Below are 26,823 nucleotides of genomic sequence, written 5' to 3' on the forward strand. Positions count from 1 at the left end.
CAGTACGCCCGGTATCGATGGAGGAAGACCATGACTGACCCGGGAACCACCGTCCGCGTCCCCGGCAGCCCGGTCCGCGACCTGCCACTGCGGGACCTGGCCGGATTCACCCACCGCTGGGTCGACGCGTGCGGTGTCCGGCTGCACGCGGTCGAGGGCGGTCGGCCGAACGGCCCGGCCGTCGTGCTGCTCGCCGGCTTCCCGCAGACCTGGTGGGCATGGCGAGAGGTGATGCCCGGCCTGGCCGACCGGTTCCGCGTCATCGCGATCGACCTGCCGGGCCAGGGCCACTCCGAACGCCCGGACGGCGGCTACGACACGCACACGGTCGCCGCGTACGTCCACGCCGCGGTGCAAGCGCTCGGGGTGTCGACATACTGGCTGGCCGCCCACGACATCGGTGCCTGGGTCGCCTTCTCCCTCGCCCTGAAGTACGAGAGCCGGTTGCACGGCCTCGTACTGCTCGACGCCGGCATCCCGGGCATCACCCTCCCCGACGCCGTCCCGACGGACCCCGAAGTGGCGTGGAAGACTTGGCACTTCGCCTTCCATCTCGTGCCCGACCTGCCCGAAACACTGCTCGCAGGCCGTGAACGCGAGTACGTCGGCTGGTTCCTGAAGGCCAAGGCCCTTGCTCCCGACACCTTTGACGACGCCGAGATCGAGCAGTACGCCGCGGCCGTTGCCGTTGACGGCGGACTCCGCGCTTCCCTGGCCTACTACCGGGACGCCCCCGAATCGGCGCGGAAGAACCACGAGGCCCTTGAACAGCGCCACCTGACGGTACCCGTTCTCGGGATCTCCAGCAGCCACGGTTCCATCCGTGACATGGCGGCTTCCATCAGGCCGTGGGCCGACGACATCACCGGGGTCGTCGTGCCGGACGCGGGCCACTTCATCCCGGACGAACAACCCGCCGCCGTCGCCGCCGCCGTAGCCGCTTTCATCGCCGCAAGCGACTGACCCCGGCCATGCCTGCGCGGTCTGCGTACTCGTCCGTCCGATCCCCGACGGGATCGCCCTAGCGGCGTGGCAGCGGCAGTTCGAACCACACGGTCTTGCCGCCGGTGGTCCTGCTGGTGCCCCACTCCTTGGCGAGGCTGGTGACGATGCGCAGGCCGCGCCCGAACTCGTCGCCGGGCCCCGCGCTGAGCAGCGTGGGCAGCGTCGCGTCGTCGTCCTCGACCTCGCACAGGAGGCGCCCGGAGCGCACCAGACGCAGCCCGATGCGGCCGCCGTGCGTGTGCCGTACGGCATTGGTGACGAGTTCGCCGACGAGCAGCACCGTGGTGTCGGCGAGGTCGTCGAGGCCCCAGTCCCGCAGTTGGGCGCGGACCAGGTCGCGGGCCCTGCTGACCTCGCTGGGGTCGGGGGCGAGCCGCCAGTGCCCGACGTCCGTGGAGGCCACGCCGTTGAGCCTGGCCATCAGGAGGGCCACGTCGTCCTTGCGGCCGCCGCGACCTGCTTCGGAGAAGGTCGCGGCGAGGGCCCGGATGATGGTGTCGCAGGCGTCGTCCATGGACGCCGCCGGGTGGGCCGCCGACTCGACGAGGGTGGCGAGGCCGACCCCGATGTCCTCGCCGCGCACCTCGACCAGGCCGTCGGTGCACATCAGGAGCCGGTCACCGGGGGCGACCCGGACCCGTACGGACTCGAACGGCACGCCGCCGACGCCGATGGGCGCTCCGGTGGGCAGGTGGAGCAGTTCGCTGCGGCCGTCCAGGGCGCGTACCAGGACGGGCGGGATGTGGCCCGCGTTGGCCAGGTGCAATTCACCGGCGATCGGGTCGTACACCGCGTACAGACAGGTCGCCAGATAATGCTCGCCGAGTCGCTGTGCCAGGTCGTCGAGGTTGCGCAGGAGCTGGGCGGGCGGCAGGTCGAGGGCCGCCATGGTCTGTACGGCCGTACGCAACTGGCCCATCATCGCGGCGGAGTTGAGGCCGTGCCCCATGACGTCGCCGACAACCAGGGCGGTGCGCGCCCCCGGCAGTTTCACCGAGTCGAACCAGTCGCCGCCGACCCGGCCGAGGAGGGTGCCCGGGAGGTAGCGGGTGGCGATGTCGCATCCTGACATGCGGGGTTCGATGTGCGGCAGCATGCTGTCCTGGAGGGTGTCGGCGACCGACTCCTGGTAGGTGTACATGCGGGCGTTGTCCAGGACGAGGCCCGCGCGGGCGGCCAGTTCGGCGCCGGTGACACGGTCCATGTCGTTGAAGACGGGCCGCTCCCGGTGGCGCAGCAGGATCATGAAGCCGAGGACGACGTTGCGTGCCTTCAGGGGCACGACCAGCATCGACCGGTGGTTGATCAGCGGCCGGATGTCGCGCTTCTCGAACTGGGAGGCGATGGCGTTGCCCATCTCCTCCGTGATGCGCGGTACGAGGACGGGGTCGCCGGAGGTCATGCACTGGAAGAACGGGGTGTGCGCGGGGAACGGCATGGACTCGCCGACCGGCACCACGTCGTCCCAGCGGCCCGGCTCGTCGGTGTGCTCGACGGCGACGCGGTGCCACATCGTGGTCTCGTCGGGCACCCCGTCGGGGAAGCCCTCGCCCGCGACGACCTGTTCGCGCAGATAGGTGCCCGCGACGTCCGTGAAGCGCGGTACGACGGCCTTGCTGACCTCCTGGATGGTGCGGGCCAGGTCGAGCGAGGAACCGATGCGGCCGCTCACCTCGTTGAGGAATTCGAGGTGCTCGCGGACCGCCGCGTATTCGAGGTCCTCGCCCTCGTCGTCCTCGGCCTCGTCGTCCGCGCCGCGGGCGTCCGGTGCGAGGGCGCCCGGGGCAGGGGCGCCCGAGGCGGGGGCGAGTCCGGCGGCGGCCGCGGCTTCGGCGCGCCGCTTGCGGGCCTGGCGTTCGGCGCGCCGCGGCACGCCCCAGTCGGGGGTGACGGGTACGCGGTCGTGCTGGCTGAACTCCAGGACTGGATAGCCGAGTTCGAGGACTTGCGCGACGATGCGGGCGCTCTCGCCGACGCTCATGCTCGGCAGGATGTCCGGGAGGCGGTGGGCGAGTTCGTCGGCGCCGGGGAAGTCGGTGTGCAGTGCGAAGCCGGGCGCTATGCGCTCCATGTGGTCGGCGGGGGCGCCATCGGCCTCGCCCGCCGCGGTCAGCCGGGCGGCGTCGGCGGCGAGGACGAGCAGCCGCTCGGGCCCCGGCCCCACGAGGGGGTAGGCCCACCACAGGACGTCGATGCGCCCCTGCCCGTGCGGTGCGGGGGTCAGCCGGGCGCGGCCCGCGGCGGGGTAGGAGACGCGGCCGTCCAGGGAGCTGCCGAGGTCGGGGCCGAGGTCGTCGTAGTCCCCGTAGGCGGCGTCGTCCTGCGGGAGTGCTCCGGAGACGGGCAGCAGGTCGCCCGCGGGGCGGCCCACGGCCTCCTCCTTGGCGTACCCGAAGAGGCGGCGCGCGCCGGTGCTCCAGTGGGACACCAGGCCACCGCCGTCGATGACGACCACGGCCAGGGGGACGCGGCCGGACACACCGCTGTGCGCGGCCGGTCCACCGTCCGGGCTCCCACGCTCCATGGCTTCGGCTCCTTCCCGCGGCGCGGCAAGACCTGCGTCGTCCCCAGCCACCGTCCGTCCCCGACCACCGTACGGCGATCGCGGCCTGCCGTGCGGCGCTATCCGGGAATTCCCCGGGGCGGGGCGCCGCCGGAGCGTGACTCCGCACCCCGCCTCCGCGTGGCGGCCGCCTCCCGCTCCGCCGGATCTTCAGTCCTCGTGCCCCAGTTGCAGGTCCCGCTCCGTCCTGCCGCCGCCCGCCACCTGGAGGACCGTGGCGACCGGCGGGTATCCGGCCGCGATCACGGTGTACTCGCCGGACGACAGGTCGATGAAGCGGAAGGTGCCTTCGGGGCCGGTGGTGAGGGTGTCCACGACGTTGCCCGCGGCGTCCAGGAGCGTCACGCGCGCGTCCTCGACGGGCCGTCCACCCCCGGCGCGCACGGTGCCGCGCAGCACCGCTCCCCCGGCGAGTTCGATGTCCTGGCGGGTCTCCCGTGACGCCTGCACGCTGACGGGCAGCGCGGCCGGGCGGAAGGCGGGCGCGCTGGCGGCCAGGGTGTACTCGCCCGCCACCAGGTCCGTGATCACATAGCCGCCCTCGCGCCCGCTGCGGGTGGCGGCGACGACCTCGCCACGCACATCGGTGAGGGTCACGGCGGCGTCGCGCACGGGCGTGCCGTCGGCGGTGACGACGCTGCCCGCGAGCCGCCCCGCGCCGCCGAGGACCACGTCGAGCTCCACGGGGCGTTCGCCGACGGTGACCGTGACGGCCTGCGGCTGGTGGCCGCCCGCCGCGGCGATCAGGACGAACGACCCGGCCCCCGGCGTCGAAAGGGCGTACCGCCCGTCGTCGCCGCTCGCGCCGCGTCCGATCTGGCGGCCCGTGACGTCGATGAGCGTCAGGGCGGCGCGCGGTACGACGGTGCCGTCCGGGTGCTGCACGGTGCCGCAGACGGGCAGTCCTGCGGCGTACGCGGAGCGCGCGGGCGGGACGGCGGCCTCGGTGAAGGGCACGCGCGCGGTGCCCGGGGCGTGCGGGGACGGCGGCGGCTGCGGGGTCGTGGACGACACGGCGCTGGACACGAGGGGGGTCTCCTTGAGGAAGCAGGCGAGCAGCAGGCCGAGGACGAGGACGGGGACCAGGTAGAGGAAGATCCGCGGCATCGCGTCCGCGTACGCCTGGATGTAGCCCTCGCGCAGCGGGGCGGGCAGCGCGTGGACGAGTTGCGGGGTGATCGATTCGGCGTCGGGCAGCTCGGCGCCCGCGGGCAGCCGCCCGTCGAGGGCGTCGGTGAGGCGGTCGGCGAAGAGGGTGCCGAAGACCGCGGCGCCGACGCTTCCGCCGACCTGCCGGAAGTAGTTGTTGGCGCTGGTCGCGGTGCCGAGGTCGGCGGGCGGTGCGGCGTTCTGCACGGCGAGGACGAGCACCGGCATGACCAGGCCGACACCGGCGCCGAGGAGGGCCATCCAGATGCTGTACTGCAGCCGTGGCGTGTCCGCTTCGAGCCGGGAGAGGAGATACATGCCGACCACGGAGAGGGCGCTGCCGAGGACCGGGTAGATCCGGTAGCGACCGGTGTGGCTGATGAGTTGCCCCGCGATGATCGACGCGCCGACGACTCCGCCCATCATCGGGAGCATCAGGAGGCCGGACTCCGTGGCGCTCGCCCCGTCGACCATCTGTAGGTAGGTCGGCAGGTAACTGGCGGCTCCGAAGAGGGCGACGCCCACCACGAAGCCTACTAGACCTGTGATGTTGAAGACCGAATCACGGAACAGGCGCAGCGGGATGATCGGTTCTGCCGCGAAGCGTTCGACGAGGAGGAAGAACAGGCAGGACACGACGGCGCCCGCGGCGAGCCCGAGGACCACGCGCGAACCCCAGGCGTACTCGGTGCCGCCCCAACTGGTCAGCAGGACCAGGCAGGTGGAGGCGGCGACGAGGAGCAGCGCGCCGAGGACGTCGAACCTGCCGCGGGCGGCGGGCTTCGGGAGCTTCAGGACGAGGGCGACGACGAGGAGCGTGACCAGGCCGAAGGGCACGTTGAAGTAGAAGCACCAGCGCCAGGAGACATGGTCGGTGAAGAAGCCGCCGAGCAGCGGTCCGGCGACGGAGGCCAGGCCGAAGGAGGCGCCGATCATGCCCATGTAGCGGCCTCGCGCGCGCGGCGGCACGATGTCGGCGATGATCGCCTGGACGCCGATCATGAGGCCGCCCGCGCCGACGCCCTGTAGGGCGCGGAAGGCGATGAGCTGGTCCATCGTGCGGGACCAGCCGGCGAGCGCGGAGCCGACGACGAAGACGACGATGGCGAACTGGAAGACGCCCTTGCGTCCGTAGAGATCGCCGAGCTTGCCGTAGACGGGCAGGCCGACGGTCGAGGTCAGCAGGTAGGCGGTGATCGCCCAGGACATCTTGTCCAGGCCGTGCAGCTCGCCGACGATCTTCGGCAGCGCGGTGGCGACGATCATCTGCTCGAGCGCGGCGAGCAGCAGGGCCAGCATCAGCGCGAAGAAGACCATACGGACCCGGGCGGGGCTGAGCCCCTGCGGGGTCTGCGGCGCGGCGTCCGGTGGCGGTGACGGCGGCTGTCGCGACAGGTCCTGCCCCGGTGCCCCCGCCGGGGGGTGAGCGGCCCCCCGTTCACCGTGCCCGGCGCCCGTCGCCAGCGTCGTCCCGCCCACCTGGTGCTCCCCTCGTCGCGCCCGCGCCGCCCATTTCTCGCATTACGCGCCAACATAGAAGTAAGCGCGCAAGCGCGACGAGTCGCACCGGGCGCGCACCGGCGCGCGTTCGCGCCGGTGGGAGCCCTGCGGTGGACAACTGGGCCGTTGCGAAAACCACTCGAAACGGTGAGCGTGACAACAACCCTGAGGGGTTACGGGAGTTGGCGGGCCGAGCGTTCCCGTCCCGCCGCGATTCGGCGAGCGGGAGCACTCCAGGCGCCGCGAGTCGGCGGGCCGGGAGCGTCCGGCCCGCCGCGTGGGGCTACTTCTCGACTTCGGCGGCGAGCCTGCCGAGCACCGCGTCGTAGATCCGGGCGAGGCCCTTGGGCGCGAAGGTCTTCTCGAAGAAGCCGCCGATGCCGCCCGCGCCGTTCCACACCGTGGTGACGACGACGCGCGCGGCGCCCTCGCCGGCCGGGGTCACCCGCCAGGTGGTCACCATGGACGAGTTGCGGTCCTTCTCGACGAGCTCACCGTCGGTGGGCTCGCTCACGTCGAGCAGACAGTCGCGGATCCGCTTGCTGGTGGCCTGGAGCTTCCAGTGGACGAGCGTGCCCTCGCCGTCGCCGCCCTCGCGCACCTCGTACTCACTGAAGTGCTCCGAAAGGATCTTCGCGCGGGTGCCGCTGTAGTCGGCCAGCGCATCGAAGACGTCCTCCGGCCGTGCCGCGATGATGCGCTCCGTGACCGCCTCGACCTGCGCCATTGCGTTTCCTCCAGCAGTTGTAGGTGTCTCGCGGGTGGGACGGTCAGCCAACCACCCCGCACACCGGCGCCCCAAATCGGGGTCCGGACCACGTTCGCACGATCAAGGGAACATGTGTTCTATTCTGTGCTGGGTGCTCGTCACTGGTGCTCGTCGCTGTCATGAAAGGAGCGCCATGCGCTGGGAGAATCTGTCCGACGGCCCGCGAGGGGCCGCAGCGGACGCCGCGCTGTTCGGCGCCGACGCGGTGACCACCCGGACCGACACCCCCGGGTTCCGCGGAATCACCTTCCACGAGATCCGGGCGAAGTCGATCGTGAACCGGGTGCCGGGGGCCTCGCGCATGCCCTTCGAGTGGACGGTCAACCCCTACCGCGGCTGCACGCACGCGTGCGTGTACTGCTTCGCCCGCAAGACACACAGCTATCTGGACCTGGACACCGGCCTGGGTTTCGACAGTCAGATCGTGGTCAAGGTCAACGCTCCCGAGCTGCTGCGCCACCGGCTCGCCTCGCCCCGCTGGCACGGCGAGCACATCGCGATGGGCACCAACGTCGACTGCTACCAGCGCGCGGAGGGCAGGTACGCGCTGATGCCGGGCATCATCGAGGCGCTGCGCGACCACGCCAACCCGTTCTCGATCCTCACCAAGGGCACGCTGATCCTGCGCGACCTCGATCTGCTGCGGCAGGCCGCCGCCGTCACGGACGTGGGCATCTCGGTGTCCGTCGGCTTCGTGGACGAACAGCTCTGGCGCACGGTCGAGCCCGGTACCCCCGCACCGGGTCGCCGCCTGGAGGTCGTGCGCACCCTGAGCGAGCACGGCATCGGCTGCGGTGTCCTGATGGCACCGGTGATCCCGTTCCTCGGTGACCACCCGGACCAGTTGCGCGCCACGGTGCGGGCGATCGCCGAGGCCGGGGCGACATCCGTGACACCGCTCGCGCTGCACCTGCGGCCCGGCGCACGCGAGTGGTTCATGGCTTGGCTCGCCCAGGAACACCCGCACCTGGTGCGGCGGTACGAACGCCTGTACGCCGACGGCGCCTACGCCCCGAAGTGGTACCAGCGCCGGATCACCCGCCACGTGCACGAACTGGCCCGCGAGTTCGGCATCGGCCCCGCCCGCGCGGGCGCGGCACGCCGCGTACCCGAGCCAAAGCAGGCACCGCCCGCGCCGGAAGGCACCCAGCTCACGCTGCTGTGACGTGCCGGTGCCGACAGGGGGCACTGGGCCATCGCGGGCTTCGCCATGCTCCTTTCAGGTTATTGCTCCATGGATCAGCGTCTTCCGGGCGGGCTTTCCGGAACGATGCCGCGGGGGTCGTGGGCCTCGCGGCCCCGAACCCTCCACCCTGGGAGGCTCGATGAGAGCAACCGCCGTCTCGCTGTGCGGCGCCGCCGTCCTGGTGACCGGTCTGGTCGCGGCGGTCCCGTCCGCCGCGGGCACCACCGCGGTGGCCACCCCCCGCGCCGCGCACACCCCGCCCCACCTGGCGTGGAAGAAGTGCGCGACGAAGAACCACCCCAAGCTCCAGTGCGCGTCCGTACAGGTACCACTCGATCACGACCGGCCGCACGGCAAGAAGATCACGCTGGCCCTTTCGCGGATCCCGCACACCGCGAAGCACTACCGGGGCCCGCTCCTCGTGAACCCCGGCGGCCCCGGCGGCAGCGGTCTGACCATGGCCGGCTTCGTCGCCAAGTCGCTCCCCAAGAAGGTGGCCGCCGGCTACGACGTCATCGGCTTCGACCCGCGCGGCGTCGGCCGGAGCAAGCCCGCCCTGAACTGCCGGCCCGGCCACTTCACCCCGGTACGGCCCGCCTCGGTGCCGTACACGTACTCCCTGGAGAGGGCCAACGTCGACCGCGCGCGGTCGTTCGCCCGAGCGTGCGCTTCCAAGTACGCGGACGTGCTGCCGTTCATCGACACGGTCAGCGCGGCCAGGGACCTGGACGTGATCCGCGCACGCCTCGGCGAGCGGCGGATCAGCTACTTCGGGTACTCGTACGGCACCTACCTGGGCGCCGTGTACGCGAAGCTGTTCCCCGAGCGGGTCCGCCGCATGGCCCTGGACTCCGTGGTCGACCCGCACCAGGTCTGGTACGACGCCAACCTCAGCCAGGACCACGCCTTCCAGGCCCGCCACCAGGCCTTCCTGGCCTGGACGGCCAAGCACCACGCGAAGTACCGGCTCGGCTCGGACCCGGCGCGGGTGGAGTCGGAGTGGTACGCCATGCGCGCCGCCCTCGCCGAGAAGCCGGCCGGCGGGAAGGTCGGCGCGGCCGAGCTGGAGGACACCTTCCTGCCGGGCGCCTACTTCGACGGCTACTGGCCGATCCTGGCCGAGGTGTTCTCGGCGTACGCGCACGGCAAGAAGACGACTCCGCTCGTGCGGGCGTACGAGAAGGCCGGCGCGCAGGACGCCGCGGGCGAGAACAGCTACTCGGTCTACACCGCCGTGGCCTGCCGGGACGCGGGCTGGCCGCGCGACTGGGCGCGGTGGAGCCGTGACAACTGGCAGACGCACGCGAAGTCACCCTTCATGACCTGGAACAACGCCTGGTACAACGCTCCGTGCGCGTTCTGGCGGGTGCCTTCGCTCGACCCGGTGGACGTGTCGAACCGCGCCCTGCCGCCGGTGCTGCTGCTCCAGGCGACCGACGACGCGGCGACCCCCTACGGGGGTGCGGTCACCATGCACCGGAAGCTGCGCGGATCGAGCCTGGTCGTGGAGCAGGGCGGCGGCAACCACGGCGTCGCCCTCAGCGGGAACGCCTGCCTCGACCGGCATCTGGCGACGTATCTGACGTCCGGCGAGGTGCCGCGCCGATCCGGTGGGACCGGCGAGGCCGACGCGGTGTGCGAGCGGCTGCCCGTGCCCGAGCCGAAGGGCGCGGCACGGGGTGCGCGGGGCGGCGGCCCGGGCACGGAGCTGCACGGCCTGGTGGGGTTCCGCGGCTGACACCGCACGTACGCGGTCTGACACGGCACGTACGCGGTCTGACACCGCACGTACGCGGTCCGGGCCCGGGCGCCACGTCAGGCGACCCCGGCCCTGACCGCGGGCTCCGCCGGGGGCGTTGTCAGTGCCATGGTCCACCATGGGGATCATGAGCCGACTGACACACATCCACGCCCCCGACGGAGTCGCCCCCGCGACGGCGTACACCCACGTGGTGACGGGCTCGGGCCGCCTCGTCGCCGTCTCCGGGCAGCTCGCCCTCGACGAGCGGGGCGAGCTGGTCGGCGCGGGCGACCCGGCGGCGCAGGCACGCCAGGTCTTCGAGAACCTGCGGCGCTGTCTGGCCGCCGCGGGCGCGGGCTTCGAAGACGTGATCAAGCTGACGTACTTCGTCACGGACACGGCGTACATGCCGGCGGTCCGTGCGGCACGGGACGCCTTCCTCGACCCCGGCCGCCTGCCCGCCGCCTCGGCCGTCCAGGTCGCGGGTCTGGTGTCGCCCGAATTCCTGATGGAGATAGAGGCGTTGGCGGTGGTCCCCGAGTAGCGCCCGCCGGACCGGCCCCCGGTCGGCACCCCAGCCCGCCCGCGCCGCTCCTGAACCCCTGCGCCCCGCACGCGGAACCCGGCGCCGCCCTCAGGACCCCTGCGCCCGCACCGTCACCCGCGCCAGTGCCGCCGCGGCCGCCGCCGCGAGCCGGGGGTTGGAGGACGCGGCCGTGAGCACCGGTATGGCCCGCGCGTCCCCGAGCGCCCCGAGCCCTTCCACGCACGCGAGGGCGACCTTGCCGTAGGGGTCGTTGGGCGTGAGGCGGCGCTGGAGCGTGACGATCAGCGCGGGCGCCGACTCCGGGGCCCGCAGCTCCGTGAGCAGCCGCACCGGGTGCAGGGCGTAGGCGACCCGCAGCTCGTTCGTCGCGAGGGCGGCCGCCGCGCGCGCGGTACGCGGATCGCCGAGGCGCGCCAGGGCGTACGCGGCGGCGGCGCAGCGCGGCGGATCCCGGTGGTTGAGCAGGAGTACAAGGGATTCGAAGGCCCTGCGGTCCCCCAGGAGCCCCAGCCTGACCGCCGCCAACTCCCGCGCCCACAGCGGCTGTCCGGGAGCGTGCAGGACCTCCGCGAGCTCGTCCGGCTCACCGACTGCCAGCAGTCTCCCGTACAGATCCAGCGCTCCCGACGCGGCTGCCTCGCGTCGTAAGCGATCCGTCACCGTCCGCAACTCCGCATCCATGCGGTGAGCCTAGTCGCGACGGAGGTCACAGACACCGGGGGCTGGCGCGCTCGTTACTCACGGGTTAATCTCATGTGAGCGGGGCACACTCCCCGTACGCAGTTCGCTTTCAGCATCTCGACTCATGACGGCCTGGTGACGCAGCCGTCGCGAGTGTTGTCGGTTCGGTACGCATGTACCGCAGGACGGTGTGGCTCCGGGACAGGGCCCGCCGGTTCTTCCTTCGTGCGCATTGCGCACACATTCCGCACGCCGTATGCCACTTCACGCCCGCTTGCGTGGTCACCACGCCCGAGCGGGGCGTCCCGTGCCCGGCGTGCTCCTCGCCACGCGCCGTGCGCGTGCGCCCCTCAGTCGTCACTCACTTCCTGGAGTCCACCCATGGACGCTCCCCTCAACCCCATCAACACGGTCGCCGTCGTCGGTCTGGGCACGATGGGCACGGGTATCGCCGAAGTCCTCGCCCGTGCGGGCCGCGAGGTCATCGGCATCGACATCAGCGAGCGGGCCGCCGCCCACGCCGTCGCCTCCCTGGAGGCCTCCACGGCGCGCGCCGTGCGCCGGGAGCGCCTCACCGAGCGCGAGCGCGACGACGCGCTCGCCCGCTTCCGCACCTGCACCGATCTGCGCGCCGCGGCCGATGCCGACCTGGTCGTCGAGGTCGTCCCGGAGTCCTACGAGATCAAGCAGCAGATCTTCCGTGAGCTCGACGGTGTGGTCAGGGCCGACACGATCCTCGCCACCGGCACCAACGCGCTCTCGGTGACCCGCCTCGCGGCCGAATCGGCCCACCCCGAGCGGGTGTTGGGCATGCACTTCTTCAACCCGGCCCCGGCGATGAAGCTCGTCGAGGTCGTCTCGTCCGTGCTCACCGCGCCGACCGCGGTCGCCGCCGTCACGGATCTGGCGCACGCGCTCGGCAAGGAGCCCGTGGCCGTCGGCGACCGCCCCGGTTTCGTCGCCGACGGGCTGCTCTTCGGCTACCTCAACCAGGCGGCGGCGATGTACGAGGCGAAGTACGCGAGCCGGGAGGACATCGACGCCGCGATGCGGCTCGGCTGCGGTCTGCCGATGGGCCCGCTCGCGCTGCTCGACCTGATCGGTGTCGACACCGCCCGTACGGTCCTCGACGCGATGTACGCCGAGTCGCGGGACCGGCTGCACGCGCCCGCCCCGATCCTCAAGCAGCTCAGCGAGGCGGGCCTGACGGGGCGCAAGTCGGGCCGCGGCTTCTACACGTACGCGGAGTCGGGCGGCGGCGAGGTGGTGCGGGACTCCGCGACACCCCTTGAGGGCACGCGGCAGGCGCGCGGGCGCGAGGTCCGCTCCGTCGGTGTCGCCGGGTCCGGCACCATGGCGTCCGGCATCGCGGAGGTCTTCGCCAAGGCCGGGTACGACGTGGTGCTCGTCGCCCGCAGCGAGGAGAAGGCCGCGGCGGCCAGGGCCCGGATCGCCAAGTCCCTCTCGCGCTCGGTCGACAAGGGGCGCATGACGTCACAGGCGGCGGCCAAGACCCTGGACCGGGTCCGGCCGAGCGGGTCGTACGAGGCGTTCGCCGACGTCGATCTCGCCCTGGAGGCGGTCGCGGAGGACCTGGAGGTCAAGCGGCAGCTCTTCACGACGCTCGACAAGGTCTGCAAGCCGGGCGCGGTCCTCGCCACCACCACGTCCTCGCTGCCGGTCGTCGCCTGCGCCCGCGCCACCTCACGGCCCGGCGACGTGATCGGCCTGCACTTCTTCAACCCGGCCCCGGCGATGAAGCTCGTCGAGGTCGTGCGCACGGTCCTGACCGAGGACGATGTGCACGCCACGGCCCGCGAGGTGTGCGCGTCCATCAAGAAGCACCCGGTGGACTGCGGCGACCGGGCCGGGTTCATCGTGAACGCGCTGCTCTTCCCGTACCTGAACAACGCGATCAAGATGGTCGAGGAGCACTACGCGTCCCTCGACGACATCGACGCCGCGATGAAGCTGGGCGGCGGCTACCCCATGGGCCCCTTCGAGCTCCTGGACGTCGTCGGTCTCGATGTCTCCCTCGCCATCGAGAAGGTGCTGCACCGCGAGTTCCGCGAGCCGGGTCTCGCGCCCGCGCCGCTGCTCGAACACCTGGTGGCCGCGGGCTGCCTCGGCCGCAAGACGGGCCGTGGCTTCCGCGAATATGCCCGGCGCTGACCGGCGCGCGGACCCCGGGCCCAGAGCACAGGATGCGGTGCGCGCCGAGCGCGCGGACTGGGGCGGGCTGCTCGAACCCTCGGGCGGCCCCGTCCCGCATCCGCACTCGCCTGCGCACATGCAGTACGTTCAGGGCATGCCCAAGGCCGCCAAGACCTCTCGTACGACAGCTACGCCCGACGCTCCGGAGAGCGCCGCGGGCAGCCGCGCCGCAGCCCAAAGGCTCAAGATGCGCCGCGAGCTGGCGGCCTCCGCCATGGAGCTGTTCGCCTCCAAGGGCTACGAGGCGACGACGGTCGACGAGATCGCCGCGGCGGCCGGGGTGGCCCGGCGGACCTTCTTCCGCCACTTCCGCTCCAAGGAAGAGGCGATTTTCCCCGACCACGACGACACCTTGATCCGCGCCGAGGCGGTCCTGAACGCGGCACCCGCGCACGAGCACCCGCTCGACACCGTGTGCCGGGGCATCAAGGAAGTCATGAAGATGTACGCGGCCTCGCCCGCCGTCTCCGTGGAGCGGTACCGCCTGACGCGGGAGGTCCCGACGCTGCGCGAGCGCGAGATCGCCTCCGTGGCGCGCTACGAACGGCTCTTCACCCGCTATCTCCTCGGCCACTTCGACGAGCAGGCGCACCACCACGGCAACGACGATCCGCTGCTCGCGGAGGTGGCGGCGTCCGCCGTGGTGACGGCGCACAACCACGTCCTGCGGCGGTGGCTGCGCGCCGGCGGGCAGGGGGACGTGGAGGCCCACCTGGACCACGCCTTCGGCATCGTCCGGCGGACCTTCGGCACCGGCATTCCCGCCGGGCGGGACACGGCGTCCTCCTCGGCGGCGGCCGTCTCCGACGGGGGTGAGGTCCTCGTGACCGTGGCCCGCACCGACGCGCCCCTCGACGAAGTCATGCGCACCATCGAAAAGGCCCTCCGCACCCGCGCCTGACTTTCTCTCCCCCGCCCACCCGCCCCTCTCCCCCATATCGGCGCTGCGCGCCTCGTCCTCAAGCGCCGGACGGGCTCTAAATAGCCCGTCCGGCGCTTGAGGACGAGGCGCGCAGCGCCGTTGAAGCGGGGGTCCAGGGGGCGCAGCGCCCCTGGTTCGGGAAGGGGCGGGTCTGGGGCGCCCCGCGAGGGACGGGCACCCGCACCCCATCTGACCTGCAATGATCGATCATCGCTCAGATGAAGCCCCCCACTGACAACTGAGACAAACTCTTGGCACTGAGTGTCTTGCCGACTGGCACGCGGTGTCATACGTTGATGTTGTCCGAGCGGCCGACGGGTGGAGAACCTCCCCCCACCGGCTGTCCCCGCAAGCCTCAGGCAAGCGCGCCCGGACGCCTGCGTCACAGGCACCCCGCGCCCCACCACGGCGCCGCCACAGCACCACCTCCGCCGAACCGACGGCACACCCCCCTTCAAGGACCACCCGACGTACCCCTCAGAGCGCTCCCCGAAAGCGCCCTTCGCCGGAGGCACCCCATGCAGGAAATCCTGGACGCGATCCAGTCGCCGGACACCTCGGCCGCCGACTTCGCCGCACTGCCGCTGCCCGAGTCGTACCGCGCGGCGACCGTGCACAAGGACGAGACGGAACTGTTCGCCGGGCTCCCCACCCGCGACAAGGACCCGCGCAAGTCGCTGCACCTGGACGACGTCCCGGTGCCCGAACTGGGCCCGGGCGAGGCCCTGGTGGCCGTGATGGCGTCCTCCGTGAACTACAACTCGGTGTGGACGTCGATCTTCGAGCCGATGTCGACCTTCGGCTTCCTGGAGCGCTACGGCAAGCTCAGCGACCTCACCAAGCGCCACGACCTGCCGTACCACATCATCGGCTCCGACCTCGCGGGCGTCGTGCTGCGCACCGGCCCCGGCGTGAACGCCTGGCACCCCGGTGACGAGGTCGTCGCGCACTGCCTCTCGGTGGAGCTCGAGTCCTCCGACGGCCACAACGACACGATGCTCGACCCCGAGCAGCGCATCTGGGGCTTCGAGACCAACTTCGGCGGGCTCGCGGAGATCGCCCTGGTGAAGTCCAACCAGTTGATGCCGAAGCCGGACCACCTGAGCTGGGAGGAGGCGGCGGCTCCCGGCCTGGTGAACTCCACCGCCTACCGGCAGCTCGTCTCCCGCAACGGCGCCGGCATGAAGCAGGGCGACAACGTGCTCATCTGGGGCGCGAGCGGCGGACTCGGTTCGTACGCCACGCAGTTCGCGCTCGCGGGCGGCGCCAACCCCATCTGTGTGGTGAGCAGCCCCCAGAAGGCCGACATCTGCCGGGCCATGGGCGCCGACGCGATCATCGACCGCAACGCCGAAGGCTACAAGTTCTGGAAGGACGAGCGCACCCAGGACCCGAAGGAGTGGAAGCGCTTCGGCAAGCGCATCCGCGAACTCACCGGCGGCGAGGACATCGACATCGTCTTCGAACACCCCGGCCGCGAGACCTTCGGCGCCTCCGTGTACGTCACCCGCAAGGGCGGCACCATCACCACCTGTGCCTCGACCTCGGGCTATATGCACGAGTACGACAACCGCTATCTGTGGATGTCCCTGAAGCGCATCATCGGCTCGCACTTCGCCAACTACCGCGAGGCCTGGGAGGCCAACCGCCTGATCGCCAAGGGCAGGATCCACCCGACGCTCTCCAAGGTGTACTCCCTTGAGGACACCGGGCAGGCCGCCTACGACGTGCACCGCAATCTGCACCAGGGCAAGGTCGGCGTGCTCGCGCTCGCGCCCGAGGAGGGCCTCGGGGTGCGCGACCACGACAAGCGCGCCCTCCACATCGACGCCATCAACCGGTTCCGCGACATCTGAGGGGCGGGGACCCACACATGACCGAGCGTCAGAAGGACCGGCCGTGGCTGATGCGCACCTATGCCGGTCACTCCACGGCCGAGGCGTCCAACGAGCTCTACCGGCGCAACCTGGCCAAGGGGCAGACCGGTCTCTCGGTCGCGTTCGACCTGCCGACGCAGACCGGGTACGACCCGGACCACATCCTCGCGCGCGGAGAGGTGGGCCGGGTCGGCGTCCCGGTGTCCCATCTCGGCGACATGCGGCGGCTGTTCCAGGACATCCCCCTGGAGCAGATGAACACCTCCATGACGATCAACGCGACCGCCATGTGGCTGCTCGCGCTGTACCAGGTCGTCGCCGAGGAGCAGGGCGCCGACATCGCCGGGCTCCAGGGGACGACGCAGAACGACATCGTCAAGGAGTACCTGTCGCGCGGCACCCACGTCTTCCCGCCAGGACCGAGCCTGCGCCTGACCACCGACATGATCACGTACACGGTGGCGCACATCCCCAAGTGGAACCCGATCAACATCTGCAGCTATCACCTGCAGGAGGCCGGGGCCACGCCGGTGCAGGAGATCGCGTACGCGATGAGCACGGCGGTCGCGGTGCTCGACGCGGTGCGTGACTCCGGGCAGGTGCCGGAGGAGAAGTTCGGCGACGTCGTCGCGCGGATCTCGTTCTTCGTGAACGCCGGTGTGCGGTTCATCGAGGAGATGTGCAAGATGCGGGCCTTCGGGCGCATCTGGGACCGCGTCGCGCGGCAGCGGTACGGCATCACCGACCCCAAGCAGCGGCGGTTCCGCTACGGCGTGCAGGTCAACTCGCTCGGCCTGACCGAGGCGCAGCCCGAGAACAACGTGCAGCGCATCGTCCTGGAGATGCTCGCCGTCACGCTGTCCAAGGACGCACGCGCGCGCGCCGTGCAACTGCCCGCCTGGAACGAGGCGCTCGGTCTGCCCCGCCCCTGGGACCAGCAGTGGTCGCTGCGCATCCAGCAGGTCCTCGCCCACGAGAGCGACCTACTCGAGTACGAGGACATCTTCGCGGGCTCGCACGTCGTCGAGGCCAAGGTCGACGCCCTCGTCGAGGAGTCCCTGACGGAGATGGACCGGATCGAGCAGATGGGCGGCGCGATGGCCGCCGTCGAGTCCGGCTATCTGAAGGCGCAGCTCGTGTCCTCGCACGCGGAGCGCCGGGCACGGATCGAGGCGGGTGAGGACAAGGTCATCGGTGTGAACGCCTTCGAGGCCACCGAGCCGAGCCCGCTCACCGCGGACCTGGACACGGCGATCATGACGGTCGACCCGGAGGTCGAGGCCCGGGTCGTGGACGCCATCGGCACCTGGCGCGCCACCCGCCAGGAGTCCTCGGACCGGCAGGGCCTCGGGGACCCGTTCCACTTCCCCACCGTCGGGCAGGCACTCGACCGGCTCAAGGAGGTCGCGGCGGGCACCGGCAACCTGATGGAGGCCACCCTGGAGTGCGCTCGCGCCGGTGTGACGACCGGCGAGTGGGCGGGTGCCCTGCGGGAGGTCTTCGGTGAGTTCCGGGCGCCCACGGGCGTCTCGGGGGCGCCGGTGGCCGTCACCGCGGAGGCGGGCACGCCGCTCGCCCTCGTCCGCGAGAAGGTCGAGAAGACGGCCGCCGACCTCGGCACCGGCAAGCTGCGCTTCCTCGTCGGCAAACCGGGCCTGGACGGGCACTCCAACGGCGCCGAGCAGATCGCGGTGCGCGCGCGTGACGCCGGGTTCGAGGTCGTCTACCAGGGCATCAGGCTCACCCCCGAGCAGATCGTGGACGCCGCCCTGGCGGAGGACGTGCACGCCGTGGGCCTGTCGATCCTCTCCGGCTCGCACGCGCAGCTCGTGCCGGACGTCCTCACGCGCCTGCGCGCCGCGGGCGCGCACGACATCCCGGTGATCGCCGGCGGCATCATTCCCGGCAGCGACGCCGAGGACCTGAAGGCGGCGGGCGTGGCCGCCGTTTTCACCCCCAAGGACTTCGGCATCACGGAGATCATCGGCCGTATCGTCGACGAGATCCGCAAAGCGAACCACCTCGACCCCCTGGAGGTCCCCGCATGACCCCGTCCAAGCCGCAGTCCGGTGCCGTGAACCGGCTCCGTCCGCGCCGCTCCTGCCTGGCCGTGCCGGGCTCGAACCCGCGCTTCCTTGAGAAGGCCCAGGGCCTGCCCGCCGACCAGGTCTTCCTCGACTTGGAGGACGCCTGCGCGCCGCTCGCCAAGCCGGAGGCACGGCACACCATCGTCAAGTTCCTCAACGAGGGCGACTGGACGGGCAAGACTCGGGTCGTGCGCGTCAACGACTGGACGACCGAGTGGACGTACCGCGACGTCGTGACCGTGGTTGAGGGCGCGGGCCCCAATCTTGACTGCATCATGCTGCCGAAGGTGCAGGACGCCCAGCAGATCGTGGCGCTCGACCTGCTGTTGACGCAGATCGAGAAGACGATGGGCTTCGAGGTCGGGCGGATCGGCATTGAGGCGCAGATCGAGAACGCGAAGGGTCTGGTCAATGTTGACGAGATCGCGGCGGCCTCATCACGTATTGAGACAATCATCTTCGGCCCGGCCGACTTCATGGCATCGATCAACATGAAGTCCCTCGTCGTGGGCGAGCAGCCGCCCGGCTACCCCGCGGACGCCTATCACTACATCCTGATGCGCATCCTGATGGCGGCCCGCACCCACGACCTCCAGGCGATCGACGGCCCGTACCTCCAGATCAAGAACGTCGACGGCTACCGCGAGGTGGCGGGGCGGGCGGCCGCGCTCGGCTTCGACGGCAAGTGGGTACTGCACCCGGGCCAGGTGAAGGCCGCCAACGAGGTGTTCTCACCGTCCCAGGAGGACTACGACCACGCCGAGCTGATCCTGGACGCGTACGAGTACTACACGTCCGAGGCGGGCGGCAAGAAGGGCTCGGCGATGCTCGGCGACGAGATGATCGACGAGGCCAGCCGGAAGATGGCCCTGGTCATCTCCGGCAAGGGCCGCGCGGCCGGCATGCGGCGCACCAGCAAGTTCGAGGCCCCGGAGGCGTAGGGATCATGCAATTCGGCCGCACCTATGAAGAGTTCGAAGTGGGCGCCGTGTACAAGCACTGGCCGGGAAAGACGGTCACGGAGTACGACGACCACCTCTTCTGTCTGCTCACCATGAATCATCACCCGCTGCACATGGACAGCAACTACGCGGAGAGGACGACGGACTTCGGCAGGAACGTCGTCGTCGGCAACTACATCTACTCGCTGCTCCTCGGCATGTCGGTGCCGGACGTCTCGGGCAAGGCGATCGCGAACCTGGAGATCGAGTCGCTCCGGCACGTGGCGCCGACGTTCCACGGCGACACGCTCTACGGCGAGACGACGGTCCTGGACAAGACGCCGTCGAAGTCCAAGTCGGACCGCGGGATCGTCCATGTGGAGACCAAGGGGTACAAGCAGGACGGCACGCTGGTGTGCGTGTTCCGCCGCAAGGTGATGGTGCCGACCGAGACGTACATCAAGGAGCGCGGCGGCGAACAGCCCGGCCGCCCGGAGCTGTCCGCCCCCGCGGAGAAGAAGCCCGCCCCCGCACAGAAGTCCGTGCCCGCGGAGAAGAAGACGGAGAAGTAGCCATGCCGCGTCTCGCCCAGACCGCCGGTCTGACCGACATCCAGCAGGAAATCCTGTCCACCGTCAGGGATTTCGTCGACAAAGAGATCATTCCGGTGGCGACAGGTCTTGAGCACCGCGACGAGTATCCGCAGGCGATCGTCGACGGGCTCAAGGAGTTGGGCCTGTTCGGTCTGATGATCCCCGAGGAGTACGGAGGCCTGGGCGAGTCGCTGCTGACGTACGCGCTGTGCGTGGAGGAGATAGCGCGCGGCTGGATGTCGGTGTCCGGCATCATCAACACCCACTTCATCGTGGCCTACATGCTCAAGCAGCACGGCACGCAGGAGCAGAAGGACCACTTCCTGCCGCGCATGGCGACGGGTGAGGTGCGGGGCGCGTTCTCGATGTCGGAGCCCGCGCTCGGCTCCGACGTGTCGGCGATCACGTCGAAGGCGGTCAGGGACGGCGACGACTATGTCCTGAACGGTCAGAAGATGTGGCTGACGAACGGTGGTTCGTCAACACTTGTCGCCGTACTCGTCAAAAGTGACGAAGGACACCCCGAGGGCACGGCCCCCCACAAGTCGATGACGACGTTTCTCGTGGAGAAGGAGCCGGGCTTCGGTGAGGTGCGGCCGGGACTCACCATCCCCGGGAAGATCGACAAGATGGGCTACAAGGGTGTCGACACCACCGAGCTGATCATGGATGGCCTGCGCATTCCGGCCAATCGCGTGCTCGGCGGCACGACCGGACGAGGATTTTACCAAATGATGGACGGCGTCGAAGTCGGCCGCGTGAATGTCGCGGCGCGTGGCTGCGGCGTCGCGCAGCGTGCCTTCGAGCTGGGCGTCTCCTATGCCCAGCAGCGGCACACGTTCGGCAAGCCCATCGCCCAGCACCAGGCAATTCAGTTCAAGCTCGCCGAGATGGCTACCAAGGTCGAGGCCGCCCATGCCATGATGGTGAACGCAGCACGCAAAAAGGACTCCGGGGAGCGAAACGACCTCGAAGCGGGGATGGCCAAGTATCTGGCGTCCGAGTACTGCAAAGAAGTGGTGGAGGACGCGTTCAGGATCCACGGCGGCTACGGCTTCTCGAAGGAGTATGAAATCGAGCGTCTCTACCGGGAGGCGCCCATGCTCCTGATCGGTGAAGGTACCGCTGAGATCCAGAAAATGATCATTGGCCGTCGACTCCTCGAAGAGTATCGATTCCAGGGCTGAATGTCCGAGTTGGGGCGATTTCTTCGAGATTAAATCGAGAAGAAGATCACACCCAGTCAGCACGCTCCGGCGGCCGACTCGGCTTCCTGGCTTGCCCAGTTGTGGCTCGCAACCGATACGATCCCGGGAAAGCCGCCGTCCCCCCGTATGCAGTGCGGCATCATCCGCTACGAAGGTCATCCATGCCCCACAGCCAAACCTCTGCACCTCGCGTCAGCTTCCTCGGTGGACGCCTCGCGCGCGGAGCATCGCCGTGGCTCCTGCCGACCGTCGCCACCGCGGCACTCAGCCTGGCCGGGTCGCGCCGCTCCAAGGGCGCGGCCGCGATCGCCGTGCCCACGACCGCGCTCGCGGCGGGCATGCTGTGGTTCTTCCGCGACCCCGAGCGCGAGATCACCCCCGGCCGGGTCATCTCACCGGCCGACGGCGTCGTCCAGAGCATCATGCCCTGGAAGGACGGGCGCACCCGCGTCGCGATCTTCATGAGCCCGCTGAACGTCCACGTCAACCGCGCGCCGCTGGCCGGCACCGTGACGTCCGTCGAGCACATTCCGGGCGGTTTCGTCCCGGCGTTCAACAAGGAGAGCGAGAACAACGAGCGCGTTGTCTGGCACTTCGACACCGAGCTCGGCGACATCGAGATGGTCCAGATCGCGGGTGCCGTCGCCCGGCGCATCGTGCCGTACGTGCCGCAGGGCACGAAGCTGGAGCAGGGCGAGCGCATCGGTTTGATCCGCTTCGGCTCGCGCGTCGACATCTACCTCCCCGAGGGCGTCGAGGTGGACGTCGAGGTGGGGCAGAAGACCGTGGCTGGGGTGACTCGCATTGACCGTGACTGATCCTGAGACACCGGCGGGCTGGGTGCCCGAGTCCGCAGAGAACGGCGTGGACGACGTCGAGGAGGACATGCCGCTCTCGCTGCGCCTCTCGATAGCGGACACACTGACCCTCGGCAACGCCACCTGCGGCTTCATGGCGGTGTACTTCACCACCACCGGCATCCTCATCCCGCATCTCACGGGCAGTGACGAGTCTGGCATGGCCCGTCACAGCGCGGCGACGGCCGTGATCCTGATGCTGTGCGCGGCGGTCTTCGACCTGTTCGACGGGCTCGTGGCCCGCAAGCTGCGATCCTCGCCGATGGGCGCCGAGCTGGACAACCTCTCGGACCTGATCAGCTTCGGGCTCGCCCCGGCGTACTTCGTGCTCGTGTACGGCATGGTCGCCGACGACGCCCATCAGCGGGTGGCGGCGGTGGGCGCGATCGTGGTGCTCCTGGCGGTGGTGCTGCGGCTTGCGAGATTCTCCTGCGTCACCCTGCGCGACGGGGTGTTCCAGGGCATGCCGTCCCCGTTCGGGGCGCTGACCGTGGTCTCGATCGTGCTTCTCGAGCTGCCCTTCGTGGCCACGCTCCTCGCCATCATCGGCACCGCCTGGCTGATGGTCAGCCGGGTCGAGTACCCGAAGCCGCGCGGTCCCCTCGCGGTGGCCATGCTCGCCTGGATCGTCGCAGCGATGGGGCTGCTCGCCGCCTGGGCCTTCGACGCGCCCGGTGGGCAACTGCTGCTCCAGACCGGGTGTGCCCTGCAGGCCGTGCTCGGTGCGGTGATCCCGCTGTTCGCCACGGCCCGCCGGGTGAACAACTTCCGCGACAACCGGCGTGAGGCGCGGGCCGCGCAACTGCCGTAGCGGCGCTTGTCCGTCTTGTACGCCGCCAAAGGGGGCCTGAACCTCATGGTTCGGGCCCCCTTTGGCGTGGGTGAGCGCCCGCGTCTCGGGCACCCCCCGGACGGCGGGCGGGTACGGCGCCGGGTCAGGTCAGGAAGTCGGTGGCGATGCCGGCCGACAGGCGCTCCAGGAGGGGGCCCGCCTCGGCCACGCAGCGGGCGACGTCCGGTTCGATGTCGGTGAGGGCGTAGGCCCGTCGGATCCCGGCGGTGCCGAGGGCCGAGGGAGGCAGCGCGAGCCGCCCGCAGACGGCGACGACCTCGATCCCCGCGGCCCGGGCCGCGGCCGCCACCCCGGCAGGAGCCTTCCCGTGCAGGGTCTGCTCGTCGAGGGACCCCTCCCCCGTGATGACGAGCGCCGCCCCGGCGAGCGCGGGCGCGAAGCCGAGCACGTCGAGCATCACCTCGATGCCGGGCCTGAACGACGCCCCGAGGCCCACGAGCGCCCCGTACCCGATCCCGCCCGCCGCACCGGCGCCCGGCGCGTCCGCGTGCTCCAGGGCCTCCGGCCCGACGTCCCGCGCCAGGACCCGCGCGAAGTGCGCGAGGGCGGCGTCGAGCGCCGCCACGTCCTCGGGTGCGGCGCCCTTCTGCGGCCCGTACACCGCGGGTGCGCCCTTCGGCCCCGTCAGCGGGTTGTCGACGTCGCTGGCGAGCACCACGTCGACGTCGGCGAGGCGCGGGTCGAGGCCGGACAGGTCGGCGGACGCGAGATCCCGCAGCGGGCCGCCGCCGGGTGCGACGAGCTGCCCTTCGGCGTCCAGGAACCGGGCGCCGAGCGCGGCCAGCATGCCCGCCCCGCCGTCGGTCGTGGCGCTGCCGCCGACGCCGAACACGATCGTGCGCGCGCCCGCGTCGAGCGCGGCGCGGAGCAGCTCCCCGCTGCCGTACGTCGTCGCGGTGAGCGGCGCGAACGTACCTTCGGGCAGCAGTTGCAGCCCCGAGGCCTCGGCCATCTCCACGACGGCGGTGCTGTCCCGCAGCGCGTAAGCCGCCACCACCTCGTCACCGAGCGGCCCGGTGACCCGCGCCTCCCGGCGTTCGAACCCCGCGGCCACGGCCGCGTCGACCGTGCCGTCACCGCCGTCCGCCACGGGCAGGGCCCGCACCGGCAGGTCAGGGACCACACCGTGCAGCCCCGCCGTCACGCGCTGCGCCACCTGCACGGCCGTGAGGGAGCCCTTGAACTTGTCCGCGGCGATCAGCACATGGCCGCGGCCCGTGCCCCCGGCGCCGTGTCCCGCGCCGTCTCCCGCCGTCACTGCAGCGTCCGCCACCTTGCATTCCCCTTGCTTCCGGGCCTTGCTCGCGTCAAGGCAGTCGCGCCGCTGCGACCATAACCGCAGGAGGGGCCCGCTGCCCAGATCACCGCCCGGCCCGCGCCCGGCCCGGCGGACTACGCTTCGCCCCGTGACCACTCTCGACTACGCCACGTACATCGCGAGCCTCCCGCGCATCCTCGCCGGAGCCGCCACCGTCATCCGGGACCGCGCCGGGCGCGTCCTGCTCGTCGAGCCCAACTACCGGGAGGGCTGGGCGCTCCCGGGCGGGACCGTGGAGTCGGACGACGGCGAGAGTCCGCGCCAGGGCGCGTTCCGCGAGACGGCGGAGGAGATCGGTCTGGACGTCGAGCCGGGCGGGCTGCTCGCCGTGGACTGGGTGGCGGGTACGGCGGAGCGACCGCCGCTGGTGGCGTTCCTGTACGACGGCGGGGTGCTGCCCGACGACCGCTTCGAGGCGATCAGGCTCCAGGAGGAGGAACTGCTCTCCTGGCGCCTTGTCGCCCGCGAGGAGCTGTCGGCGTACCTCCCGGCGCCCCTCGCCGACCGGGTGCTCGCCGCGCTCGACGCCCTGGACGCGGGCACCGGCGCGGTGGAGCTGGAGAACGGACGCCGGGCCCGCTGACCCGGCGTCCGTGCGGGTCTCCCGCGCAGCCGGGCGGCTGGAGGTGCCGGGCGGCTAGAACAGCGTGGTGCCGGTGTCGGACGCGCCGTTCTCGAACGCGAGGAGCCGCTGCTTGCGGTCGAGCCCGCCGCCGTACCCCGTCAGACCGCCGTTCGCGCCGATGACGCGGTGGCAGGGCACGATGACGCTGATGGGGTTCTTGCCGTTGGCGAGCCCGACCGCGCGGGAGGCCGAGGGCCTGCCGAGGGCGGCGGCCAGTTCGCCGTACGTACGGGTCTGCCCGTACGGGATCTCAAGGAGCTGCTGCCACACGGAGCGCTGGAACGGGGTGCCGTCGAGGCGCAGCGGGAGGTCGAACTCCTTGAGGTCGCCCGCGAAGTAGGCCTTGAGCTGGGCGACGGTCGGGGTGAAGGGGGTCGGGTCGCGGTCGCCGAAGGTCTCCTCAGCGGGCCGGTGACGATGGTCGGTCATGTAGAGACCGCTCAGGGTGCCGTCGGTGGCGACGAGGGTGAGCGCTCCGTAGGGGCTGTCGATGACGGTGTGCTGTCGGTGCATGGTGGACGCCTTACGCGGTTTATGCCCCGGGGCGGTGAATGCCCTTACGCGGGGAGGTGGTTGATGGCGTGGTCGTCGGTGGCCCACAGGTACTGCACGGCGTACGCCCGCCAGGGGCGCCAGGCGGCCGCGCGTGCCGTGAGCGCCGCGGGGGTGTGCGGCAGGCCCAGTGCCTGGGCGGCGCGCCGGATGCCGAGGTCGGACGGCAGGAAGGCGTCCGGGTCGCCGAGTGCCCGCATCGCGATGACCTCCGTGGTCCAGGGCCCGAAGCCGGGCAGCGCGGTGAGCTGGGCGCGGGCGCGCTCCCAGTCGTTCTCGACGCCCAGTTGCAGGGTGCCGTCGGCGAGGTGGCGCACCAGGGTCGTCAGGGTCGTGCGGCGGCTCCGGGGCAGGGCGAGCGATTCCGGGTCGAGGGCGGCGAGGGCCTCCGGCGCGGGGAAGAGGTGGGTGAGGCCGCCCTCCGGGTCGTCGACGGGCTCGCCGTGCGCGGCGACCAGGCGGGCGGCGTGGGTGCGGGCGGCGGCCGTGGAGACCTGCTGGCCGAGGACGGCGCGTACGGCGAACTCGGCTTCGTCCACGGTCCGGGGCACCCGCCGGCCGGGCGCCTTGGCGACGAGCGGGGCGAGCAGCGGGTCGTCGGCGAGCTGGTCGTCGACGGCGACGGGGTCGGCGTCCAGGTCGAGCAGGCGGCGGCAGCGGCTGATCGCGATGGTCAGGTCGCGCGGATCGGTGAGGGTGAGCCGGCAGCCGATGTGGTCGGGTTGCGGGATGAGGGCCACGATGCCATGACCGTAGGGCAGCCGCAGGGTGCGCCGATAGGCACCGCCGCGCCATTCCTCCACACCCGGCACGGCCGTGGCGGCGAGGTGTCCGAAGAGGTTGTCGGGGTGGAGGGGGGCGCGGAAGGGCAGCCGCAGCGAGATGGCGCCGAGGGCGGCGAAGCCGCGAGCCTCGACGCGACCGTCGGCCCCCGCCGGGGAGACCCCGCCAGCGCCGCCGTCGGCCCCCACCGGGGAGGCCCCCTTCGCGAAGCGCCCGGTGGCTTCGCCCCCGCGGGGGCCGCTGCCCGAGCTGTGCTTGGCGGCGCGCTCCCGGAGTTCGCCGGGGGCGAGGGCGAAGACCTCGCGGACCGTGTCGTTGAACGTCCGGATCGAGGAGAAACCGGCGCCGAAGGCGATCCGGGCCATCGGCAGCGCGGTGGTCTCGATGAGCAGCCGCGCGGTCTGGGCGCGCTGGGCGCGGGCGAGGGCGAGGGGTCCCGCGCCGAGTTCGGCGAGGAGCTGCCGTTCCACCTGGCGGGTGCTGTAACCGAGGCGCTCGGCGAGGCCGGGGACTCCTTCGCGGTCGACGACGCCGTCACCGATCAGCCGCATCGCGCGGGCCACCAGGTCGGCACGCTGGTTCCACTCGGGCGAGCCGGGACTGCTGTCGGGGCGGCAGCGCTTGCAGGCCCGGAACCCGGCCTGCTGGCAGGCGGCCGCACTCGGGTGGAAACTCATGTTCGCGGGCTTGGGCGGTACGACGGGACAACTGGGCCTGCAGTAGATCCCGGTCGTCAGGACAGCGGTGAAGAACCACCCGTCGAACCGCGCGTCCTTGGACCGCACGGCCCGCACACACCGGTCGAAGTCCCCGTACATCCCTGCGGGCGCGGCTGTTTCACGGGGGGTGGTG

At 71.3% G+C, this 26,823-nt stretch carries 21 protein-coding genes; 14 read left to right on the forward strand and 7 right to left on the reverse strand.

The genetic code is table 11. The annotated features are described in order from the left end of the window. The first annotated feature begins 30 nt into the window (after positions 1 to 30). Positions 31 to 963, forward strand: a complete 933-nt coding sequence (locus tag IG78_RS0109285) for an alpha/beta fold hydrolase (protein WP_030561024.1) — start codon at positions 31 to 33, stop codon at positions 961 to 963. Between the two features lie 58 nt (positions 964 to 1,021). Here the strand turns inward: IG78_RS0109285 and IG78_RS0109290 are convergent, their stop codons facing one another. The 3 genes from IG78_RS0109290 to IG78_RS0109300 form a co-directional block, all read right to left on the reverse strand. Continuing rightward, complete coding sequence (locus IG78_RS0109290) at positions 1,022 to 3,529, reverse strand: SpoIIE family protein phosphatase (RefSeq protein WP_030561027.1); 2,508 nt, start codon at positions 3,527 to 3,529, stop codon at positions 1,022 to 1,024. A 189-nt stretch (positions 3,530 to 3,718) separates the two neighbouring features. Then, entirely contained in the window at positions 3,719 to 6,196 is a 2,478-nt protein-coding gene (locus IG78_RS0109295) for an MFS transporter (protein WP_404827649.1), read from the reverse strand. 304 nt (positions 6,197 to 6,500) lie between these two features. Then, positions 6,501 to 6,944, reverse strand: a complete 444-nt coding sequence (locus IG78_RS0109300) for an SRPBCC family protein (RefSeq protein ID WP_030561032.1) — start codon at positions 6,942 to 6,944, stop codon at positions 6,501 to 6,503. A 175-nt stretch (positions 6,945 to 7,119) separates the two neighbouring features. Between IG78_RS0109300 and IG78_RS0109305 the strand changes: the two genes are divergently transcribed. The 3 genes from IG78_RS0109305 to IG78_RS0109315 all read left to right on the forward strand — a co-directional run bounded on the left by IG78_RS0109305 (position 7,120) and on the right by IG78_RS0109315 (position 10,457). Beyond that, complete coding sequence (locus IG78_RS0109305) at positions 7,120 to 8,151, forward strand: Rv2578c family radical SAM protein (RefSeq protein WP_030561034.1); 1,032 nt, start codon at positions 7,120 to 7,122, stop codon at positions 8,149 to 8,151. Between the two features lie 160 nt (positions 8,152 to 8,311). Beyond that, entirely contained in the window at positions 8,312 to 9,910 is a 1,599-nt protein-coding gene (locus IG78_RS0109310) for an alpha/beta hydrolase (protein ID WP_030561036.1), read from the forward strand. A gap of 148 nt (positions 9,911 to 10,058) precedes the next feature. Then, entirely contained in the window at positions 10,059 to 10,457 is a 399-nt protein-coding gene (locus IG78_RS0109315; protein WP_030561038.1) for a RidA family protein, read from the forward strand. 90 nt (positions 10,458 to 10,547) lie between these two features. Here IG78_RS0109315 and IG78_RS0109320 read toward each other — a convergent pair whose 3' ends face one another. Beyond that, the gene (locus IG78_RS0109320) at positions 10,548 to 11,141 is read right to left on the reverse strand and encodes a HEAT repeat domain-containing protein (protein ID WP_030561040.1); all 594 of its coding nucleotides are present in this window, start codon (positions 11,139 to 11,141) and stop codon (positions 10,548 to 10,550) included. 381 nt (positions 11,142 to 11,522) lie between these two features. Here IG78_RS0109320 and IG78_RS0109325 point away from each other — a divergent pair, with 381 nt between their 5' ends. From IG78_RS0109325 to pssA, 9 genes are all read left to right on the forward strand, one after another. Continuing rightward, positions 11,523 to 13,313, forward strand: coding sequence for a 3-hydroxyacyl-CoA dehydrogenase family protein (locus tag IG78_RS0109325; protein ID WP_030561042.1), 1,791 nt, complete (start codon positions 11,523 to 11,525; stop codon positions 13,311 to 13,313). Positions 13,314 to 13,431: 118 nt separating this feature from the next. Continuing rightward, entirely contained in the window at positions 13,432 to 14,256 is an 825-nt protein-coding gene (locus tag IG78_RS0109330) for a TetR family transcriptional regulator (protein ID WP_199813216.1), read from the forward strand. 539 nt (positions 14,257 to 14,795) lie between these two features. Further along, a complete protein-coding gene (ccrA, locus tag IG78_RS0109335; protein ID WP_030561046.1) occupies positions 14,796 to 16,133 on the forward strand; it encodes a crotonyl-CoA carboxylase/reductase in 1,338 nt (445 codons plus the stop codon). A 17-nt stretch (positions 16,134 to 16,150) separates the two neighbouring features. Continuing rightward, on the forward strand, positions 16,151 to 18,202 hold the full coding sequence (locus tag IG78_RS0109340; protein ID WP_030561048.1) for a protein meaA: 2,052 nt from the start codon (positions 16,151 to 16,153) through the stop codon (positions 18,200 to 18,202). After that, positions 18,199 to 19,182, forward strand: a complete 984-nt coding sequence (locus IG78_RS0109345; protein WP_030561050.1) for an HpcH/HpaI aldolase/citrate lyase family protein — start codon at positions 18,199 to 18,201, stop codon at positions 19,180 to 19,182. Before IG78_RS0109340 ends, IG78_RS0109345 begins: the two co-directional genes overlap by 4 nt. A gap of 5 nt (positions 19,183 to 19,187) precedes the next feature. Continuing rightward, positions 19,188 to 19,754: a MaoC family dehydratase gene (locus IG78_RS0109350; protein WP_030561052.1), complete on the forward strand. Its 567-nt coding sequence runs from the start codon at positions 19,188 to 19,190 to the stop codon at positions 19,752 to 19,754. A gap of 2 nt (positions 19,755 to 19,756) precedes the next feature. Continuing rightward, on the forward strand, positions 19,757 to 20,962 hold the full coding sequence (locus IG78_RS0109355; RefSeq protein WP_030561054.1) for an acyl-CoA dehydrogenase family protein: 1,206 nt from the start codon (positions 19,757 to 19,759) through the stop codon (positions 20,960 to 20,962). A 182-nt stretch (positions 20,963 to 21,144) separates the two neighbouring features. After that, the gene (locus IG78_RS0109360; RefSeq protein WP_030561056.1) at positions 21,145 to 21,801 is read left to right on the forward strand and encodes a phosphatidylserine decarboxylase; all 657 of its coding nucleotides are present in this window, start codon (positions 21,145 to 21,147) and stop codon (positions 21,799 to 21,801) included. Further along, on the forward strand, positions 21,788 to 22,651 hold the full coding sequence (pssA, locus tag IG78_RS0109365) for a CDP-diacylglycerol--serine O-phosphatidyltransferase (protein ID WP_078964737.1): 864 nt from the start codon (positions 21,788 to 21,790) through the stop codon (positions 22,649 to 22,651). The genes IG78_RS0109360 and pssA overlap by 14 nt, the downstream gene beginning before the upstream one ends. Before the next feature lie 124 nt (positions 22,652 to 22,775). Here the strand turns inward: pssA and IG78_RS0109370 are convergent, their stop codons facing one another. Beyond that, a complete protein-coding gene (locus IG78_RS0109370) occupies positions 22,776 to 23,897 on the reverse strand; it encodes a glycerate kinase (protein ID WP_030561060.1) in 1,122 nt (373 codons plus the stop codon). Between the two features lie 202 nt (positions 23,898 to 24,099). On the opposite strand from IG78_RS0109370, the gene IG78_RS0109375 reads away from it, so the two are divergent. Beyond that, positions 24,100 to 24,594, forward strand: coding sequence for an NUDIX domain-containing protein (locus IG78_RS0109375; protein ID WP_030561062.1), 495 nt, complete (start codon positions 24,100 to 24,102; stop codon positions 24,592 to 24,594). A gap of 54 nt (positions 24,595 to 24,648) precedes the next feature. Here the strand turns inward: IG78_RS0109375 and IG78_RS0109380 are convergent, their stop codons facing one another. Further along, the gene (locus tag IG78_RS0109380) at positions 24,649 to 25,149 is read right to left on the reverse strand and encodes a methylated-DNA--[protein]-cysteine S-methyltransferase (protein ID WP_030561064.1); all 501 of its coding nucleotides are present in this window, start codon (positions 25,147 to 25,149) and stop codon (positions 24,649 to 24,651) included. Between the two features lie 44 nt (positions 25,150 to 25,193). Beyond that, positions 25,194 to 26,789, reverse strand: coding sequence for an AlkA N-terminal domain-containing protein (locus IG78_RS0109385; protein WP_030561066.1), 1,596 nt, complete (start codon positions 26,787 to 26,789; stop codon positions 25,194 to 25,196). Positions 26,790 to 26,823 lie beyond the last annotated feature (34 nt).

Origin of the sequence: Streptomyces aureocirculatus (genome assembly GCF_000720475.1) — a bacterium.
Classification (GTDB): Bacteria; Actinomycetota; Actinomycetes; order Streptomycetales; family Streptomycetaceae; genus Streptomyces; species Streptomyces aureocirculatus.